Origin of the sequence: Micromonospora sp. NPDC005305, from assembly GCF_040607315.1 — a bacterium.
In the GTDB taxonomy this organism is placed as follows: domain Bacteria; phylum Actinomycetota; class Actinomycetes; order Mycobacteriales; family Micromonosporaceae; genus Micromonospora.
Genome location: NZ_JBEXGL010000015.1, coordinates 16,852 through 35,051 on the forward strand (window position 1 = coordinate 16,852; position 18,200 = coordinate 35,051).

Here is an 18,200-nt window from a genome sequence, read left to right on the forward strand (position 1 = left end):
CCCGCACCGCCGGTCAGCCGCCGAAGGAGAGCCAGTGCCACCCGGTCCGGTCCAGCACCGCCCGCTCCGCGCCGGTCAGCGGCTCCCGGCCGGTGGCCTTGCGGACCAGGGTGAGCGCGTCCCAGCCGAGCCCGTCGGGGGCGGGCCGGCCATGGGCCAGCAGGTCGGCCACCACGGCCGCCGCGGTCGGGGTCAGCCACGGCCGCCGGTCCAGCGCGTCGGCCAGGTCCAGGCCGTGCACCGCGACCTCCACCACCCGGGTACGCAGGAACTCGCCCAGCGCCATCGCGTCGTCGTGCCGGGTGCGGACCAGCCGTCCCGGCGGCGCGGCGGCGACCGCCGCGTCGGCGGCCCGCCAGGCCCGTGCGAAGCCCTCCGCCACCTCGGGTACGCCGGGCAGCTCCCGTGCCTCCCGCCGGGCGCCGTCGATCCGGTCCCGGTCGACCTCGGGCGTGAACTTGGCCGCCCCGAAGTAGCCGGCCGAGTCCACCTCGGCGCGCTCGGGGGCCGGCGCGGCGAGCATGCCGACCAGCCGCCCGGCACCGGTGCGCACGTGCGCCAGCAGGTCCCGGACCGCCCAGGGCGGGCAGGGCGTGGGCCGGTCCAGGTCCGCGGCGTCGAGGCCCCGCAGCACCTCTTCCAGCCGTGCGCACTCGTCGCGGAACGCCGCTCGTACCGTGTCCATCCGCCGGACCTGCCTTCCCGCTCCTGGTGGAGCGGATCAGACTATTCGCTCCCCGCCCGGTGCGGTTTTCCACACCCCGGCGAGCTGGGGTCGACCCTCCGGAGTCGGCGGTCGACCTCATGGTCCGGGCCGCCGTGAGTTCCTAGCGTCGTGGGCATGATCTTTGTGTGGAACGCGGTGACCCACGCCGGCTCGTGGGCCCAGGATGCTGATCCGCCGTCGGGCGGCCTGGTCGGGTTGGTGACCGGCCTGGTGGAGCGACTCGGCGCGCCCGGAGCCGGCCTGGCGGTCGCGTTGGAGAACCTGTTCCCACCGATCCCCAGTGAGGTCATCCTGCCGCTGGCGGGCTTCGCCGCCGGTCAGGGCCGGATGAACCTGTTCGCCGCGATCGCCTGGACCACGATCGGCTCGGTGGTGGGCGCGGTGGCGCTGTACGCCGTCGGCGTGGCCCTCGGACGGGACCGGGTTCGCGCGATCGCGGCGCGGCTGCCGCTGATCAAGTTGAGTGACCTCGACAGGACGGAGGCGTGGTTCGCCCGGCACGGGGTGAAGACCGTCTTCTTCGGGCGGATGATCCCGATCTTCCGGAGCCTGATCTCGATCCCGGCCGGTGTGGAGCGGATGCCGTTCGGCACGTTTCTGCTCTACACCACGCTGGGCAGCCTGGTCTGGAACACCGTGTTCGTGATGGCCGGTTATGTGCTCGGGGAGAACTGGCGTGCCGTCGAGCCGTACGTGGGGACGTTCCAGAACGTGGTCATCGCGGTCTGCGCGCTCGCCGTGGGGTTCTTCGTTGTGTCGCGCCTGATCGGGCAGCGACGGAGGCGTTCGGCCGTCGACAGCGAGCAGGCACCGGGCCCGCGTGTCGGATCACACGGGGACCGCGGGCCGGATCGTGCGGCCCCCGCCGTTCGCGGCACCCTGTACGGCACCCCCCGCCGGTCGGAGGCGGGTCGTCACGGCCTCCGCTGACCGGTGGCGAGAGGGTCGGTGGGCGGCCGGGGTCCGGGACGGCACGAGCTGGGGAGGGACGGCGTGGTGGCAGAGCGCGTGCGGCACGGTCGGACGTGGGTCGGCGCGGTGGCCCGGTGGGGCCGGCCACTGGCGGGCATGGCGCTCGGCGTCCCGACCGCCGCGGCCGAGGTGCTGTTCCTCCTCCTCGCCGGGCTCGCCGTGGTCACGGTCGCGCCGGTCCCGGCGGCCCGGCGCCGCGTGGGCGCCGCCACCCTCCGGTACGCCCGGCGCATGGCCGACTGGGAGCGGTGCCGCCTCGCGGTCGTCGCCTCGGAACCACCCCCGCCACCGCTCCGGGCGGGCGGACCGCACGTAGTCGGCTTTCTCGCCGCCCGTCTCCTGCCGGCGGCGCTCGGCCTGCTCACCGGCGGCCTGCTCGTGGTCGGTGCCGCACTCGCCGCCATCGTGGTGCGCTCCTTCGTCGCGGGCGCCATGACCGTGGCCGACCTCCTCCTCCAGGCGTTCATCGGGGCCGCCCTGCTGCTGCTGAACCTCCAGGCGACGGCGAGCGTGGCGACGCTGGACCGGTGGTTGGCGCGCGGGCTGCTCGAATCCACCAGCCGCGAGGCGCTGCAACTGCGGATCAGCGAGCTGACCGTCAGCCGGGCCGGCGTGCTGGCCGCGGTCGACGCGGAACGCCAGCGCATCGAACGCGACCTCCACGACGGGCTGCAGCAGCACCTCGTCGCACTCGGAATGCTGCTCGGGCGGGCGCGCCGCAGCCGCGACCCCGACCGGGCGCGCGAACTCCTCGTGCAGGCCCACGAGGACACCCAGCGCGCCATCGACGAGCTGCGGGAGGTGGCCTGGCGGGTCTATCCCTCGGCACTCGAGCACACCACCCTGGACGAGGTGCTGGGCATGGTGGCGCAACGGTCATCGATCCCCGTCCGGATCAGGTACGACGTGCCCGTCCGGCCGGCCCGACCGATCGAGACCGTGCTCTACTTCGTCGCCTGCGAAGCGATCACCAACAGCACCAAACACGCGGGAGCTACCCTGATCACCATCGAGATCGAGACGCGGGACGCGGGAATCGAGATGCGGGTGCGCGACGACGGCATCGGGGGCGCCGACCCGCACGGCAGCGGCCTTCAGGGGCTCGCCCGCCGGGTCACCGCACTGGACGGACAGTTCGACCTGCACAGCCCACCCGGCGGCCCGACGACGATCCGGGTTCAGGTGCCATGCGCGTAGTGCTCGCCGAGGACTCCACGCTGCTCCGCGAGGGGCTGGCCCGCCTCCTCGCCGACGAGGGGCACCAGGTGGTCGCCGCCACCGCCGACGCCGAGCAGCTCGTCGCCGCCGTCGAGCAGCACCGACCGGACGTCGTCGTCACCGACGTCCGCATGCCGCCCACCAACACCGACGACGGGCTCCGGGCGGCGCTGGAGATCCGGCGGCGCTGGCCGGACACCGCCGTGCTGGTCCTCTCCCAGTACGTCGAGCGGCGCTACGCCGCGAAGCTCCTCGCCGACCGGTCCGAAGGCGTCGGCTACGTCCTGAAGGACCGCGTCGCCCAGGTCGAGGACTTCCTCGACGCGCTCGACCGCGTCGCCGCCGGCTCCACCGCGCTCGACCCCGAGGTCGTCCGGCAGCTCATGTCCTCGACCAGCCACACCGACCCGCTCGGCCGCCTCACCCCGCGGGAGCGCGACGTGCTGCACCACATGGCTCAGGGGCACACCAACGCCGCCATCGCCGAGCGGCTGCACGTCTCCCAGAGCGCGATCGAGAAGCACGTCAACACCATCTTCGACAAGCTCGACCTGACCCACGTCACCGGCTACAGCCGCCGGATCCTCGCGATCCTGCGCTACCTCGGCTCATAGCCGAGGACGAACGCGTCGAGATCGCCTGGCAACGCCGTTCGTCCTCCAGTTCCGGTAACCGATCCCGAAGACCGGTTCCCGCTTCGGCCTGCGCACCTCCTCCCACCGTCGTTTCGTCGCCCACCCGCCGGGTACGCGCCGGTCGACGAGAAAGGGGGCGTCGAATGGCCGGCATCATGCTGCGCAGCACCGCGTTCACCGACCACGACCTGCTGCCCGGGCGGTTCGCCAAGGACGGCGACAACGTGTCACCGCCATTGCAGTGGTCCGACGTGCCGGACTCCACCGAGGAGCTGGTCCTGCTCGTCGAGGACCCGGACGCGGGCAAGGAGCCGTTCCTGCACTGGCTGGTCACCGGGATCTCCCCGGAGACCGGCGAGGTGCCCGAGGGCGGGGTGCCGCCGGGCGGGCGGGAGTGGCCGAACAGCTTCGGCGAGACCGGCTGGAGCGGGCCGCTGCCGCCGCGGGGCGACGAGGCGCACCGCTACTTCTTCCGCCTCTACGCGTTGAACCGACCGCTGGACCTGTCCGGCGCGCCGCAGGCCACCGACGTGCACCGCGCGCTCAAGGGTCGGGAGATCGCCAGCGGCACCACGATCGGCACCTACTTCCGCTGACCCGCTCCGGGGACCGGCCGGTGATCCCGGCCGGTCAGCCCTTCCAGCGGGGCACGAGGCGGTGCACCACCGCCAGGACCAGCGCGGCCACCACGGCGATGGTGCCGGCGATGCCGGCCGCGCTGCCCGCGTACCCGATGAAGAGCGCGCGGCGGGTGAGCTCCTCGACGGGCGTGGTGGAGCGGTCGACCAGCCAGGACAGGGCGAACGCCGAGACGACCAGGGCGACGGCGCCGGCGAGGCCGAGCACGACGGCGGCGACCCGGTGCGCGTCGGCCGGGGACACCACGGCCTGTTCCCGCTGGAAGAACAGGAGCACCAGGCCGGCGACCGCGGCCCAGGCACCCACGACGAGGAACGCGGCGACGGCGTCGCTGGGCCGGTGCCAGCCGGCCGAGAGGGTGGCCACCCCGGCGGCGGCCGCGTAGCCGGCGCCGAGGAACGCGCCGGCCACCCGCAGCTTCGGCGGCAGCACCAGGATCAGCGCGACCGCCACGGACGCGGCCACGGCGGTGTGTCCGCTGGGCAGGCTGTTGCCGGCCGCGGCCCGTTCCGGGTCGATGCCGAAGTCGGGGCGGTCCAGGTAGCGCTTGAGCAGCTGGGTGCTGACGTTCGCGCCGGCGATGAGCAGGGTGGCGGTGACGGCGAGCGCCTTGCGGCCGCGGATCAGCGCGATGAAGCCGATCATGGTGGTGACGGCCAGCAGGGACACCACCGACATGGCGTTGAGGATGCGGTCGACCGGGCCGTCAATGCGGTCCTGGCCGATGCGGTTGCCGGTCAGCGCGACGGTGTCGATCCACTGGCCGAGCTCGGTGTGCACGGCGAAGCGCCACACCACCAGGAACGCGGCTGTCTGGGCCAAGGCCAGTACAACCAACCAGACCGCCGTCCAACCCCTCGCCGTCTCACGCACCCGGACAACTTAACGGTCGGCCGGGTCCGGCGCTCGTCGGAGCCCCGCCGCTGTCGGCGTAGGTTGAGGGCGCGACGGGAGGGGGTGGCGCGTGACCAGCACGCCGGAGCGGGGTCGGCCGTCCGGGGAGCCGCCGGAGTCGCTTGCCGACCTGCTGGGCGGCCGGCGCGGGGCCGTGGACGCCACCGTGCCGCCGGTGGCGTTCGCCGTCGGCTGGCTGGCCGCCGGACTGTGGGGCGGGGTGGTCGCCGCCGTGCTCGCCGGCACCGCCGTGGCGGGCTGGCGGTGGCGGCGCGGGGACCGGCCGCGGTCGGTGCTCATCGGGCTGCTCGCCGTCTGCGTGGCCGCCCTGATCGCGCTGCGAACCGGGCGGGCCACCGACTTCTTCCTGCTGCAACTGGTCTCCAACGCGGCGAGCGCGCTGGCCTGGATCGTGAGCATCGTGGTGCGCTGGCCGCTGCTCGGCGTGCTGGTCGGCGTGGCGCTGGGCCAGCGCGGCCGGTGGCGGCGCGACCCGGCGCTGCTGCGCGCGTACGGGCGGGGCAGCTGGGTGTGGGCCGCGACCTACCTGCTGCGGCTGGCGGTGTTCGTGCCGCTGTGGCTCGGCGGGCAGGTGGTCGCGCTGGTGGTGGCACGGGTGGCGCTGACCTGGCCGCTGGTCGCGGCGGCGCTGGCCGTGAGCTGGCTGGTGATCCGGCGGTCGCTCCCGGCGGATCACCCGGGGCTGCGGCATCCGGTCACGCCGTCCGATGCGGACGCCGCGCCGGCAAAATAAAAGAGAGGCCGCCACGGGGGGAGCGGCCTCTCCGGTGAAATACGTTACTCCGTCCACGGCTGCGGTGTGATCCCGTGGAGCGCCGATTTCCCGGGCTTTTTCGCGGCAAGTTCGTCTCCGGGCGGTTCGGTGGGCCGGTCCGTCCGCTGCGTCGGCCGGACGGCCGGCCCACCCGGCCCGACCGTGGGAATCGGGCCGCCCGCCGACCGGGCCGCTCCGTTCCCCCATCGGCCCGGGTCGGCCCCCTGCGCGGACGGGCCGGGCCCGCCCGCGCAGGGGTGGTCACCTCACCCCGCCGGGAAGTAGGTGCCGTAGTCGGCGTACGCCATGGCGACGTCCGCCTGGGCCCAGAACCGGTGGTAGGTGAAGACCGGCTCCGCGCCGCCGTTGAGGTACGCCTGCACCTTCGGCCAGTCCGGGTCGTTCTTGTAGAACGAGCGGATGTCCAGGAAGCTCTTGCCGGCGGCGATGGCGTCGCCGTTGGGCATCTTCCCGGTCCAGCCGGAGGGGACGTAGAGGCCCTGCCCGTCGGCGGCGTTGTAGACGTCGTCGAAGCGCTTGTAGTCGCCGCGCTTCTCCGGCATCGAGACGCCCTTGGTGTCGGCGGCGGCCGACAGCGCGTCCAGCAGGCCCTTGGCGGTGGTCTTGGCCGCCGCGTTGCCGGACTTGGCCGCGTACGCGATGAGCGTCCGGGCGTAGGCGGCGGCGACGCCGACGTCCTGGCCCTTCACCGTCACCTCGACGTGCAGGTTGGTGTTCGGCTGGGGGCTCGCCGGGTTCCAGTTGGCGGGCTGGCCGGTCCACTTCATGTCCGAGGGGATCGACCAGTTGGTGCCCACCGTGGTGTTGGCGATGGCCCAGGGCACCCACTTGTCCAGCAGCGCCTTGGCCTTGGCGTTGCCGGTCTGCAGGTACAGCTCGGCGATGCGCTGCATCGACCAGGCCTGCATGCCGAACCACTGGTTGGACGGCGGGTCGTTGTAGACCGGGTCGACGTCGTAGTACATGCCGTAGAAGGTGGCGGTGCCGGCCGGCGGCTGGGCGTAGCTGCCGTCCCAGCTGTTGGTGGCGCCGCCGGCGATGCCGCCCTCGGCGGACTGCAGCCAGGTGTAGAACTCCAGCTGCCGGTCGAGGCTCTTCTGCCAGTCGGAGACCGCGGTCGGCGACTTCGGCTTGAGCTCGGCGACGTTGGTCAGCGCCCAGGCCGCGAACGGGTTCTGGTAGCCGAAGTGGTTGTGGCTGGAGCCGATCCGCCACGACCAGTTCTGCGACGTGTCGTAGGCGCCGCCCCAGGCGTAGTACCAGGAGAGCAGGTAGTGCGCCGAGTCGCGGCCGCTGCCGGCCGGGCAGGTGGACGCGCCGACGCAGTTGCCGATCTTCTTGAAGTACTTGTCGAACATGGCGTAGCGCAGGTAGTCACCCATCTTGGCGGCCTTCGCCACGGTGGCCGCGACGTCGGCCTCCCGGCCCTGCGCCCTGGCCCAGGTGAGCGCCCAGTAGGCGGCCTGCACGGCGCGGGCGTCCGCGTCCGGGGCGTTGGTGTACTTCCACTGCTTGGCCGGTGCGCTGGACTCCTTGACGAACAGGTCGAGGTAGCCGTACTGGCCGCCGTGCTTGAAGGTGTCGCAGGACGGCTGCGGCACGGTCTCCCAGACCGACTCCTGGGTGCCGCGCTGGAAGGTGTTGATGTAGGCGGGGCGGGTGGTGCCGTCGCCGCAGTGGCCGTAGCCGTAGGTGTTGTCGACGTCCAGCAGCCAGTGCATGCCGTAGATGTCGCCGGTGCCGTAGGTGGACTGGAGCTCCGAGCGCAGCGGGTCCTGGCCGACCGGGACGTTGGGCTCCAGCGCCGACGGGTACTGGCTGGGCAGGTTGTGCTCGGCGGCGTACTGGGGGGTGCCCGGGGCGCCGGCCGTGGGCTGGTCGGCGTGTGACGGGATGATGTACTTCTCCATCACCGTCCAGGCGTTGTTGAACGGGGCCCAGTTCTGGGTGATCCGCCCGTACTGGGCCTCCAGCCAGAGCCAGAAGCTGAAGGCTTCCGAGGTGGTCTCGTGGCCGTGGTCGGGCGCCTCGACGATGAGCGTCTCGACGGAGTGGTACGGCACGCCCTCGGGGCTGAAGTAGCCCGAGTTCTTGATCTTGCCGTACTGGTCGAGGAACTTCTTGAGGTACGCGTTGTCCCCGCCGGGGGTGTCGTTGTCGACCTCGGTGGCGGTGACCGCGACGGGCGCGAATCCGGTGGCCGAGGCCGTGATCGTGGCGGTGCCGCCGGCGGTGTCGGCGTCCTCCGCGGCCGCGACCGTGGCGGTGACCCCGGTGTTCCAGTTGCTCGGGGTGAGGGTCAGCGTCGCGGGCGACACGGTGACGTCGCTGTCGCCGGTGACGGCGAGGGTCACCGGGACGTTGGCGGTCGGTGCGGCGCTGAGGGTGAAAGTCACCGGAGCGGCGCCGCCCTCGGTGACGCTCACGGCCGACGGGGTGGCCACGAGCACCGGGCCGGTGGCGGGGCTGACGGTGAAGGACTTCTCGGCCACGGCGGCGGCGTTCGCGTTGTCGTACGCCTTGGCCTGCACGGTGTAGCTGCCGGCGGGCAGGTCCTCCAGGGTGTACCCGTACGGCGCGGTGGTGTCGGTGTTGACCAGCAGGCCGTTGCGGTAGAACTCGACCTTGGCGATTGTGCCGTCGGGGTCGGCGGCGGTGGCGGTCAGCGGCACGTCGGCCGGCGCCTCGAACGGGCCGGTGGGCAGGCTCAGCGAGACGGTCGGCGGCTGGTTGGTGGGTGCGCCGTTGCAGGCGACCCCGTTGAGGGTGAAGGCGGTGGGCTTCGGGTTGCTGCCGGTGTGCGCGCCGTTGAAGCCGATGGTGGTGGAGGCGCCGGTGGGCAGGCTGCCGTTCCACGACTCGTTGGTCGCGGTCACCTCGCTGCCGGACTGGCTCCACTTGGCCGACCAGCCCTGGGTGAGCTTCTGGCCGCTGTTGGAGAAGGCGAACTTCAGCGACCAGCCGTTGACGGCGTCGCCCAGGTTCTTGATGGTGACGTTGGCCGTGAAGCCGTTGTTCCAGTCACTGGTCACATAGGTCACGTCGCAGGCCGGGGCGGCCTGCGCGGCGCCCGCCGGCAGGGCCACCCCGCCGATGGCGAGGGCGGTGGCGGCGACCATCGCCGTCCGGCGACGTCTGGCCATGAGTCTCATGTGCGCGGTGTCTCCTCGGGCCGGGCCGGGACACGGGGCCCCGGCGGGGCGCCTCCACGCGTCGACGCGGCGTACGCGGGGGGACGGAGGCGCCCGGGAAGGTGGTCGACCCGGCCGTGCCGGGGATGTCGGGCGCCGCACCGGTGTGACCGGGTGCCCTCGGCGGCCCGCACTCGCGCGAGCTGGCTCCGCGTGGTGGTGCAGAGTGTGCCATGGAAGCGCTCCCACCACAATGGCCAGCGCAGACACCCACATCGATGTTTCGATCTCGTTTTGGGGCTTTCACAAAGCCGTGACGGGCGTTACAGTCGCAAGCATCGCCGATGGGAGCGCTTCCATCGACGGAGATGCAAGTAAGAGATCGCCGGGGACCGCGTGTGCCCGGTGCGCCAGCCCAGCGGCTGACGGCGGGCCAGCCCGGACGCCGCCGTCAGCCATCACCCACCGACACGGAGGGAGGTGGAAGCAGAGCCACTCGCGTGGCCCGGCTCCCGCGCGACACGCACGACCGGACGCCAAAATTCCACTCGTGCGTGTGTGCATCACAGGTGGGGACGGGGGTTGCCCTCCCCCGTCCCCACACTAAACCCCCGTTGTCGACGGGAAAAGAGGCCGACGGGACAGGCGCGACGCGCCACCCGGACGGCCTTCTTCGCTATCGCGCCCCGGCCCATCGCCGCTCGCCCCCGCCGCCCCGAGCGACACCCCACCCCCGCACACCTGCGGCCGCCCGCCGGCCGGGCCGCCCCCTGCCGCGGTCCGCCCTCGGGACGCGGCCGGCCGCCCCTGGCCTATGCTGGGAGCGCTCCCGGCCTCTCGGGGCGGCCAGTCACTCCGAGGAGAACCGCCATGTCGCTACTCACCAGACGGCGCCTGCTCCGCCGTGCCGCCCTCTCCGCGACCGCCGTCGGCGCGGCCCGGACCGGGTCGGCCGGCGCTGCGGCCGCGGGCACCGTCGCGTCCGCGACCACCGTCGCCGGCTGCGACGGCACGCCCGACCCCGACGGCGACGCGGACCCCGACGGGGCGCTGCGCTTCCCGCCCGACTTCGGTTGGGGCGCGGCCACCTCGGCCTACCAGATCGAGGGAGCCGCGAAGGAGGACGGGCGGGGCGAATCCGTCTGGGACACCTTCAGCCACTCCCCCGGCCGCACCCGCAACGGCGACACCGGCGACGTCGCGGCCGACCACTACCACCGGTACGCCCAGGACCTCGACCTGATGGGCGACCTCGGGCTGCACAGCTACCGGTTCTCCATCGCCTGGCCCCGCATCCAGGCCGACGGGTCCGGCCGGCCCAACCAGCGCGGCCTGGACTTCTACCGGCGCCTCGTGGACGGGCTGCACGAGCGCGGCATCGCGCCGATGGCCACCCTGTTCCACTGGGACCTCCCCCAGGCCCTCCAGGACGCCGGCGGCTGGGAGAACCGGGACACCGCCGAGCGCTTCGCCGACTACGCCGACGCGGTGTTCCGCGCGCTCGGCGACCGGGTGCCGGTCTGGCTCACCGTCAACGAGCCGAAGACAGTGGTGCAGAACGGGTACCTCTGGGGGCACCACGCGCCCGGCCGGCAGGACCCCGCGGCCGCGTACCTGGTCGCCCACCACCTCCAGCTGGCCCACGGCCTCGCCGTCCGCGCGCTGCGCGCCGCCGGCGTCGAGGGGCGGATCGGCCCGGCGCTCAACCTGCACCCCTGCTACCCCGCCGACGGGACCGCCGAGGCGGCCGCCGCGACCCGGCTGTACGACGGCTACGAGAACCGGCTCTACCTCGACTCGATCTTCAAGGGCGCGTACCCGGAGGACGTGCTGGCCGACCTCGGCGCGGACAGCCGGATGGTCCGCGGCGTGCGCGACGACGACCTGAAGATCATCTCCAGCCCCGTCGACCTGCTGGCCGTGCAGTACTACACGCCGATCTACGTCACCGCCCAGGGCGACACGGTCCGCCGGTGGCCGACGTCGGAGGCCGAGTGGCAGCAGATCTACCCCGAGGGGATGTACGACATCCTGACCCGGGTCACCCGCGACTACGGCCGGGTGCCGATCACCATCACCGAGAACGGCCTGCCCTGCCCGGACACCCTCGCCGCGGACGGCACCGTCGACGACACCGCCCGCATCGACTTCCTCCGCGACCACTTCGCGGCCGCCCACCGGGCGATCCGCGACGGGGTGCCGCTGGAGAGCTGCCACGTCTGGTCGCTGCTGGACAACTTCGAGTGGAACGAGGGGTACGAGCAGCGCTGGGGCCTCGTCTACGTCGACTACCCCACCCAGCGCCGCGTGCTCAAGCGCAGCGCTCACTGGTACCGCGACGTGATCCGCCGCAACGGCCTCTAAGCGGGGCGGCCCGGCCGGTGGCGCACCGGCCGGGCCCGCCTCGGCTCAGCGGGGCAGCGCCTGCTGGAGTTCGGCCCGCAGCGCCGGGGTGAGCATCTCGCCGGCCTGCTTGGCCAGCCGCGCCATCTCGTAGCCGACCACGCCGATGTCGGCGTCGGCCCCGGCCAGCGTGGCCAGGATCGAGCCGTCCCGGATCTGCATGACCAGGAAGTAGCCCCGGCCCATCTCGACCACGGTCTGCTTGACGACGTCGCCGTCGAACATCTGGGCCGCGCCGGCGGTGATGCTCATCAGGCCCGAGGTCACCGCCGCGAGCTTGTCCGCGTGGTCGCGGGGCAGGTGCGCGGAGATCGCCACGAGCAGCCCGTCGGTGGAGACCACCACGGCGTGCGCCACCCCCGGCACCCGCTCCGCGAACGCGTTCACCAGCCAGCTCAGGTCCCGTGCCTCCTGGCTCAACGTCGTCACTGTCGTACTCCCCCTTCATCGCGCGGCAGGTACATCTCGGTGGTTTCCTCGGCCTCCGCCCGCCGCACCCCGCTGTAGTAGCGCGAGAGCATGCCGCCGACCGCCTCCGGATCCGGCTCGTCACGCCCGGAACGCTTCGGGGCGGCGGGCTGGGTGACCGCGGCGAGCTGGGCCATCGGTACGCGTACCGGCAGGCCCCGCTCGTTGGTGCCTCCGGTGACCGGCGTCGCGGCGGGCGCCGGCGTCACACCGAGCACCGCGGCCGACGGGCCCTGGCGGCTGAACCAGCCACCGCCGGTCGGCGCCCCGGTCGCCGGGGCGAGCACGTCCTCGGCCCGGCCCGGCACGGGGCGCGGCGTGGGCACGGGCACACCGGGCGGACGGCCCGGCAGCGCCGTGGCGGGCGGCGCCGCGCCGAGCGGGAGCCCCGTCAGCGGCGACACCGGCAGCTCCGCCGGTGGCGCCGGCGGGCGGCGTCCGGCCACCGGCAGCTCGGCGGTCGGCGTCCCGAGCCGGGCAGTGCCGGGCGTCAGGCGGGACGCGGCGGCCACCTGACTGGTCAGCATCCGGGGCGCGGCCGGCTGGTCCAGCCCCGGCGCGGGCGCCGCGGCCAGCAACTCGGCCGGGATCCGGACCCGGGCGACCAGGCCCTCCTGCCCGCCCCGCAGCCGCACCTGCACGCCGTGCCGGGCGCCCAGGTGGCTCACCACGAACAGGCCCATCCGCTCGGAGGCGGCCACGTCGGCCGCCGGCGGCTCGGCCAGCACCGCGTTCGCCTCGGCCAGCGCGGCCGGGCTCATCCCGAGCCCCTGGTCGACGATCTCCACGAACGCGCCCGGGCCCTCCGCGCCGGCGACGACCCGCACCACGGTGTCCGGCCGGGAGAAGGCGGTGGCGTTCTCCAGCAGCTCGGCGAAGAGGTGCACGAGGTCGCCCACCGCGTGCCCGACGACGTGCAGCTCGGACCGGGAGTCGTGGCGCACCCGCTGGTACTGCTCGATCTCGGCGCTGGCCGCGAGCAGCACCGCGCCGAGGCCGACGGGCCGGTTCCACCGCCGGCTGGACTCGGTGCCGGCGAGCACCAGCAGGCTCTCGTCGTTGCGGCGCATGCGGGCGGCCAGGTGGTCGAGCTTGAACAGGTTCTCCAGCTGGTCCGGGTCGCCCTCCTCGCGTTCCAGCTCGTCGAGCAGTTCGAGCTGCCGCTCGACCAGCACCTGGCTGCGCCGGGCCAGGTTGACGAACATGGCGTTGACGTTGCGCCGCATCATCGCCTGCTCGACCGCGACGTCGACGGCGCTGCGGTGCACCGCCACGAACGCCTCGGCCAGCTCGCCGATCTCGTCCTGCGAGTCGATCACCGCGGGCGGCACGTCGATCGCGGCGACCGGGCGGTCCACGGCCCGCAGGCGGTCCAGGGTGTGCGGCAGCTCCACCTGCGCGATCCGCAGCGCCTGGCCGCGCAGCTGCCGCATCGAGCGGGCCACCGACCGGCCGACCAGCAACGAGATGAGCACGGCGACCAGGAGCACGCCGACGATGCCGCCGACCACCAGCAGGGTGTCCCGCAGCTGCCGGGCGCTGGCGTCGTCGGCCTGGCGTACGGCGTCGTCGAGGATGCCGGCCTCCAACTGGCGGAGCAGCTCCTGCCGCTGCTCGCTGGCCGCCCACCACTGGGTCGCCGGCAGCACCGCCGGCTCGGCGGCCCCGCTGGGCAGGGTCTGCTCCTCCAGCCGGGCGGCCGAGACGAACGCCGGGTCCACCGAGGTCTCGTCGTAGCGGCGGACCTGGTCGCCGGTCGCCGCGACCCGGAACGCGCCCAGCGCGGTGAGCTGCTGGGCGCGCAGGTCGGTCAGGGAAACCTGGTCGTCCACCTCGTAGCGGCCGGCGCGGGCGGCGGCGTACAGCTCGGCCCGGATCCGCGAGGACAGCTCCTTGACGCGGGACAGCTGCACGTAGCGCAGCACCGCGTTGGTCAGCGCCCGCTGGTCGTCGCCGGGCGACGGCTCGGCCATCAGGTTGAGCAGGGCGGCGATGGCCCGGTGGTAGTTGCTCAGCACGGTGTCGCTGGACAGCACCGCCGGCGGCACGGCGGCACGGATGTAGACGACCTGGTCGTAGGCCTCCAGCACCTCGGAGTAGGCGACCCGCCAGGCGGCGTCGGCGTCGGCGAGGGGCTCGGCCGCGGCGCGGAGGTCGCCCATCGCCCGGTCGGAGGCGTCCTGGAGCGGCTTGAGCGCGGCGACCGCCGCGTCCCGGTCGGCGCCGCCGCCCGCCCTGCGCAGCGCGGCCAGCTCACCGGCGGAGCGGTCCCGCTCCTGCTGGAGCCGGTCCACGGCGGTGCTGATCTGCCGGCCGATGCCGACCTGCTGGGCGAAGTCGCTCAGCGCGGTGGTCTGCCCGACCAGCCCCCGGGTCTGCACCCCGGCGAGCACCAGGAACGCCACCGAGGGCAGCACCAGCACGGTGGCGAGCTTCGTGCCCATCCGCCAGTCCCGCAACCGGAAGCGCGAGCGCCGCCGCCGGTGCGGCGCCACCCGGTCGTCGGACGGGCTCCGGCGCGACTGCGGCGCCGCGCCGCGAGCCGGGTCGGGACCTGCGCCCACGCTCTCCTCCTGAGTCCCCCTCGGCTCCACCGGGACGGGGAGCGGAAGTCCATCCAACCAGGCCGGCGGGCGGTGTCAAACGCTGCGGCCAGCGGCACGAGCAGGAAGGTCAGCGCGGCGGGTGGGCGGCTACGGTGTTCGGCGCGTTCCGGTCGTCCGTCCGGCCGATGCCGCCCACGTGCGCCGCCTCGGCGATCCTGCCGAGCGCCACCAGCGCGGCCCCGGTCGCCCCGATCTCCGGGTTGTGCTGGTGGCGCACCGGGCGAGGCGCCAGCGCGTCGACGAACGCGGCCCGCCACCAGGGCGAGGCGGCCATCGCGCCCCCGCCGAGCACCACCTCGGCGGGCTCGCCCACCCCGGCCTCCAGCAGCGCCAGGTCGTCGGCCATCAGCCGGCACAGCTCGGTCATCAGGACGGCCAGGATGTCGACCGCCGTCGTGCCGAAGCTCAGGCCGCGCAGCTCCCCGGAGCCGGCCGGGCCCACGCCGGGGGGCCGGTCCCCGCCCAAGCGCGGGTTGGCCTGCAGGGTCAGGTTCGCGCCGGCCCGGGCCAGCGCGGCCTCCAGCTCGGCGCCGGGCGGCAGCCGCAGCTCGCGGTTCGCCCACGCGAACAGGTTCCCCCCGCTGGAGTACGCCGCCCCGGTCACCACGTGCTGGTGGTCGACCCGGTAGCGCCAGAGCTGCTCGGGCAGCGGCGGCAGCGGCGCACCGGCCGGCACGGCCTGCAGGAGGCGTACGGCGGCCGAGGTGCCGACCGTGACCGCGGCGCGCGACGGGTCGACGCAGCCGGAGCCCACGTTGGACGCCGCGCCGTCGCCGACCGGTGCGGCCCAGCGGGCGTCGGCGAGCTGCGGCCAGCGCTGGGCGTGCTTGGCGCGGAGCCGGCCGCGCCACCGCTGCGGGGCCAGCGCGGGAAGGTCCTCGGGGCGTACGCCGGCCAGCTCGCACGCCTCGGCGTCCCACTCGAGCCGGCGCAGGTCGAGCAGCCCGGTGCCGGAGGCCATCGACATGGACATCGGCGCCTCGTCGAGCAGTTCGCCGAGGGCGTACTCGACGAGCCCGCCGAAGCGGGCCACCGGGCTGCCGCAGTGTTCCCGCAGCCAGGGCAGCCGGATGGTCCAGTAGCAGCGGTGCCACCAGGCGCCGGTGCGGTGGTGGAAGGCGTCCGGATCGGCCGGTCCGGTGGCCCCGGCGACCGCCTCCGGCCGGGTGTCCATCCAGGTGAGCACCGGGCCCAGCGGGGCGCCGCCGGGGCCGAGCGGCAGCACCGAGTGCCACTGCGCCGAGGTGGCGACCAGCTCGACGTCCCGCAGGTGCCCGCCGGCGGCGAGCTCGTCCAGGCACTCCGCGAGGCACCCCAGGTAGCGGGGGCCGTCCAGGACGCCGCTGCCGTCGTCCCCGGTCACCAGGTGCACCTTCCGGCGGGCCAGCGCGCCGGGGCGCGGGACGGCGTCCGCGTCGAGCACGAGCCCGCGCACCGAGGAGGTGCCCAGGTCCAGAGCGAGAATGTCCATCGCGGGTCAACCTACCCGCCGCGAGGGGCGGCGAAGCCAAGATCGGCCGGCCCGGCGCCGCGATCGGGTTCCCCGGGCACCCCCGCTCGCGTACAGTGATCGCCATGCCCGCGCACCTGACCTGCTGGTGGCCCGCCGACCCGGCGGCCCACCCCCGCGCGTAGCTTCCCCACGCGGCCGCCCGACGAGGCGGCCGCCGGTCTCTCCCCGGCACCCCGGGTCGCCCCGCCGGCGGCCTCCGGCCCACCGAGGAGACCCGATGACCCGCCCGCACGACCCGCTCGCCGCCATCGCGGCCGGCCGTGACCCCGGCCCGTTCGCGCTCGTCCGCCGCGAGGGCGCCGACCACGTCGACCTGTTCACCGGTCCGGTCCGCACGGCCGACCGGCTCGCCGACGTCCCGCTGCCTGACGGCGGGCCCGGGCCGCGCACGCTGGCACTGGTGCCCTACCGGCAGATCGCCGAGCGCGGCTTCGCCTGCGTGGACGACGGCCTGCCGCTGGAGTGCCTGCTGGTCACCGGGCACCGGCGGCTCCCGCTCGACGAGGTGCTGGCGGCCCTGCCGGACGCGCCGGTGGTGACCCGCGACGCCGCGTTCGACATCTCCGACGCCGAGTACGCGGACACCGTGGGCCGGGTGCTGAGCCACGAGATCGGCCGGGGCGAGGGCGCCAACTTCGTCATCCACCGCACCCTGCGGGCCACCGTCGAGGGCACGCCGCTGGTGGCCGCCCTGGCGGCGCTGCGCCGGCTGCTGCTGCGCGAGCGCGGCGCGTACTGGACGTTCGTGGTGCACACCGGCAGCCGCACCCTGGTCGGGGCGAGCCCGGAGCGGCACGTCAGCGTGGACGACGGCCTGGTCATGATGAACCCGATCAGCGGCACGTTCCGGCACACCGGCGCGGCGGCGGACCGGGAGGCGCTGCTGCGGTTCCTCGACGACCCCAAGGAGGTCGAGGAGCTGTACATGGTGCTCGACGAGGAGCTGAAGATGATGGCCACCGTCGCCGAGCACGGCGGCCAGGTGGTCGGGCCGTACCTGAAGGAGATGGCGCACCTCGCGCACACCGAGTACCTGCTGGCCGGGCGGGGCTCGCTGGACGTCCGGGAGGTGCTGCGGGAGACCATGTTCGCGCCCACGGTCACCGGCAGCCCGATGGAGAACGCCTGCCGGGTGATCGCCCGCCACGAGCGCACCGGCCGGCGGTACTACGCCGGGGTGCTCGCCCTGCTCGGCCGCGACGAGCAGGGCCGGCAGACGCTCGACGCGCCGATCCTGATCCGCACCGCCGAGCTGTCCCCCGACGGGGAGCTGCGGGTGCCGGTCGGGGCGACCCTGGTGCGGCACTCCACGGCCGAGGGCGAGGTGGCCGAGACGCACGCCAAGGCGGCCGGGGTGCTGGCCGCGCTCGGCCTCGGCCCGGACGCCCCGGCGCGCGGCGCCGGGCCCGCGCCGCGGTACGCCGACGACCCCGAGGTGCGCGCCGCGCTGGCCGCCCGGAATCTCCCGCTGGCCCGGTTCTGGCTGGACCAGCGCACCCCGGGGGCGACCGCGCTGCCGGGCCTGGCCGGCCGCCGCGCGTTGATCGTGGACGGTGAGGACACCTTCACCGGGATGCTCGCCCACCAGCTCGGCGCGCTCGGCCTGGCGGTGACCCGCCGGGACTGGCACGAGGCCGGCCCGGTCGGCGGGTACGACCTCGTGGTGGTCGGCCCCGGCCCGGGCGACCCGAACGACCTGGCCGAGCCGAAGATGGCGCGCATGCGGGCGCTGCTGGCGGGGCTGCTCGCGGCGGGCCGGCCCACGCTGGCGGTCTGCCTCGGCCACCAGCTGCTCGCCGGGCTGCTCGGGCTGACGCTGCACCGCCGCGACGCCCCCTACCAGGGGCTGCCGCGGGACGTGCCGGTGTTCGGCTCGACCCGCCGCGTCGGCTTCTACTCCAGCTTCACGGCGCGGGCCGGCGCGGACCGGATCGCCACCGCGTACGGCCCGGTGGAGCTGTCCCGGGACCCGGCGGACGGTGCGGTGCACGCGCTGCGCGGGCCGGGCTTCGCCGGAGTGCAGTTCCACCCGGAGTCGGTGCTGAGCCGGGACGGGATGGCGGTCCTGGCGGATCTGCTCGGGCACCTGCTGGCCCATCCGGCGCTGACCGGGCATGGACCGGCCGATCGCGGGTAGGGCGGAAGGCGACCGGTGGTGGCACGAGTCGAGAGCCCTCGTCCCACCACCGGTCGCCGCA

13 protein-coding genes are annotated in these 18,200 nt (G+C 74.4%); 7 read left to right on the plus strand and 6 right to left on the minus strand.

Annotation, left to right across the window (positions count from 1 at the left end):
* Positions 1–13: 13 nt before the first annotated feature.
* Complete coding sequence (locus ABZS80_RS23155; protein ID WP_355058887.1) at positions 14–685, minus strand: maleylpyruvate isomerase N-terminal domain-containing protein; 672 nt, start codon at positions 683–685, stop codon at positions 14–16.
* A gap of 156 nt (positions 686–841) precedes the next feature.
* Between ABZS80_RS23155 and ABZS80_RS23160 the strand changes: the two genes are divergently transcribed.
* The 4 genes from ABZS80_RS23160 to ABZS80_RS23175 all read left to right on the plus strand — a co-directional run bounded on the left by ABZS80_RS23160 (position 842) and on the right by ABZS80_RS23175 (position 4,148).
* Positions 842–1,657 carry a DedA family protein gene (locus tag ABZS80_RS23160; RefSeq protein WP_355058889.1) on the plus strand — a complete coding sequence of 272 codons (816 nt, stop codon included), beginning with the start codon at positions 842–844 and terminating at the stop codon, positions 1,655–1,657.
* A 66-nt stretch (positions 1,658–1,723) separates the two neighbouring features.
* A complete protein-coding gene (locus ABZS80_RS23165; RefSeq protein ID WP_355058891.1) occupies positions 1,724–2,896 on the plus strand; it encodes a histidine kinase in 1,173 nt (390 codons plus the stop codon).
* Entirely contained in the window at positions 2,887–3,531 is a 645-nt protein-coding gene (locus ABZS80_RS23170) for a response regulator transcription factor (protein WP_355058893.1), read from the plus strand. Before ABZS80_RS23165 ends, ABZS80_RS23170 begins: the two co-directional genes overlap by 10 nt.
* A 164-nt stretch (positions 3,532–3,695) precedes the next feature.
* On the plus strand, positions 3,696–4,148 hold the full coding sequence (locus tag ABZS80_RS23175; protein ID WP_355058894.1) for a YbhB/YbcL family Raf kinase inhibitor-like protein: 453 nt from the start codon (positions 3,696–3,698) through the stop codon (positions 4,146–4,148).
* A gap of 34 nt (positions 4,149–4,182) precedes the next feature.
* Here the strand turns inward: ABZS80_RS23175 and ABZS80_RS23180 are convergent, their stop codons facing one another.
* Complete coding sequence (locus ABZS80_RS23180; RefSeq protein WP_355058896.1) at positions 4,183–5,064, minus strand: phosphatase PAP2 family protein; 882 nt, start codon at positions 5,062–5,064, stop codon at positions 4,183–4,185.
* A 91-nt stretch (positions 5,065–5,155) separates the two neighbouring features.
* Between ABZS80_RS23180 and ABZS80_RS23185 the strand changes: the two genes are divergently transcribed.
* Positions 5,156–5,839, plus strand: a complete 684-nt coding sequence (locus ABZS80_RS23185) for a DUF3159 domain-containing protein (protein WP_355058898.1) — start codon at positions 5,156–5,158, stop codon at positions 5,837–5,839.
* A gap of 287 nt (positions 5,840–6,126) precedes the next feature.
* On the opposite strand, the gene ABZS80_RS23190 is transcribed toward ABZS80_RS23185, so the two are convergent.
* A complete protein-coding gene (locus tag ABZS80_RS23190; RefSeq protein WP_355059056.1) occupies positions 6,127–9,024 on the minus strand; it encodes a glycoside hydrolase family 48 protein in 2,898 nt (965 codons plus the stop codon).
* 858 nt (positions 9,025–9,882) lie between these two features.
* On the opposite strand from ABZS80_RS23190, the gene ABZS80_RS23195 reads away from it, so the two are divergent.
* The gene (locus tag ABZS80_RS23195; protein ID WP_355058900.1) at positions 9,883–11,376 is read left to right on the plus strand and encodes a GH1 family beta-glucosidase; all 1,494 of its coding nucleotides are present in this window, start codon (positions 9,883–9,885) and stop codon (positions 11,374–11,376) included.
* A gap of 45 nt (positions 11,377–11,421) precedes the next feature.
* On the opposite strand, the gene ABZS80_RS23200 is transcribed toward ABZS80_RS23195, so the two are convergent.
* The 3 genes from ABZS80_RS23200 to ABZS80_RS23210 form a co-directional block, all read right to left on the minus strand.
* A complete protein-coding gene (locus ABZS80_RS23200) occupies positions 11,422–11,835 on the minus strand; it encodes a roadblock/LC7 domain-containing protein (protein WP_204342026.1) in 414 nt (137 codons plus the stop codon).
* A gap of 5 nt (positions 11,836–11,840) precedes the next feature.
* Positions 11,841–14,447 (minus strand): ATP-binding protein, encoded by a 2,607-nt coding sequence (locus tag ABZS80_RS23205; RefSeq protein WP_355058901.1) that lies wholly within the window; start codon positions 14,445–14,447, stop codon positions 11,841–11,843.
* Between the two features lie 109 nt (positions 14,448–14,556).
* Positions 14,557–15,960, minus strand: coding sequence for an FGGY family carbohydrate kinase (locus ABZS80_RS23210; RefSeq protein WP_355058903.1), 1,404 nt, complete (start codon positions 15,958–15,960; stop codon positions 14,557–14,559).
* 259 nt (positions 15,961–16,219) lie between these two features.
* On the opposite strand from ABZS80_RS23210, the gene ABZS80_RS23215 reads away from it, so the two are divergent.
* Positions 16,220–18,139 carry a chorismate-binding protein gene (locus ABZS80_RS23215; protein WP_355058905.1) on the plus strand — a complete coding sequence of 640 codons (1,920 nt, stop codon included), beginning with the start codon at positions 16,220–16,222 and terminating at the stop codon, positions 18,137–18,139.
* The last annotated feature ends 61 nt before the right edge of the window (positions 18,140–18,200 follow it).

Bases quoted from the DNA above. Each gene is read 5' to 3' on its own strand.
- ABZS80_RS23155 (WP_355058887.1), bottom strand. From the start codon at position 685: ATGGACACGGTACGAGCGGCGTTCCGCGACGAGTGCGCACGGCTGGAA.
- ABZS80_RS23160 (WP_355058889.1), top strand. From the start codon at position 842: ATGATCTTTGTGTGGAACGCGGTGACCCACGCCGGCTCGTGGGCCCAG.
- ABZS80_RS23170 (WP_355058893.1), top strand. From the start codon at position 2,887: ATGCGCGTAGTGCTCGCCGAGGACTCCACGCTGCTCCGCGAGGGGCTG.
- ABZS80_RS23175 (WP_355058894.1), top strand. From the start codon at position 3,696: ATGGCCGGCATCATGCTGCGCAGCACCGCGTTCACCGACCACGACCTG.
- ABZS80_RS23190 (WP_355059056.1), bottom strand. From the start codon at position 9,024: ATGGCCAGACGTCGCCGGACGGCGATGGTCGCCGCCACCGCCCTCGCC.
- ABZS80_RS23195 (WP_355058900.1), top strand. From the start codon at position 9,883: ATGTCGCTACTCACCAGACGGCGCCTGCTCCGCCGTGCCGCCCTCTCC.
- ABZS80_RS23210 (WP_355058903.1), bottom strand. From the start codon at position 15,960: ATGGACATTCTCGCTCTGGACCTGGGCACCTCCTCGGTGCGCGGGCTC.
- ABZS80_RS23215 (WP_355058905.1), top strand. From the start codon at position 16,220: ATGACCCGCCCGCACGACCCGCTCGCCGCCATCGCGGCCGGCCGTGAC.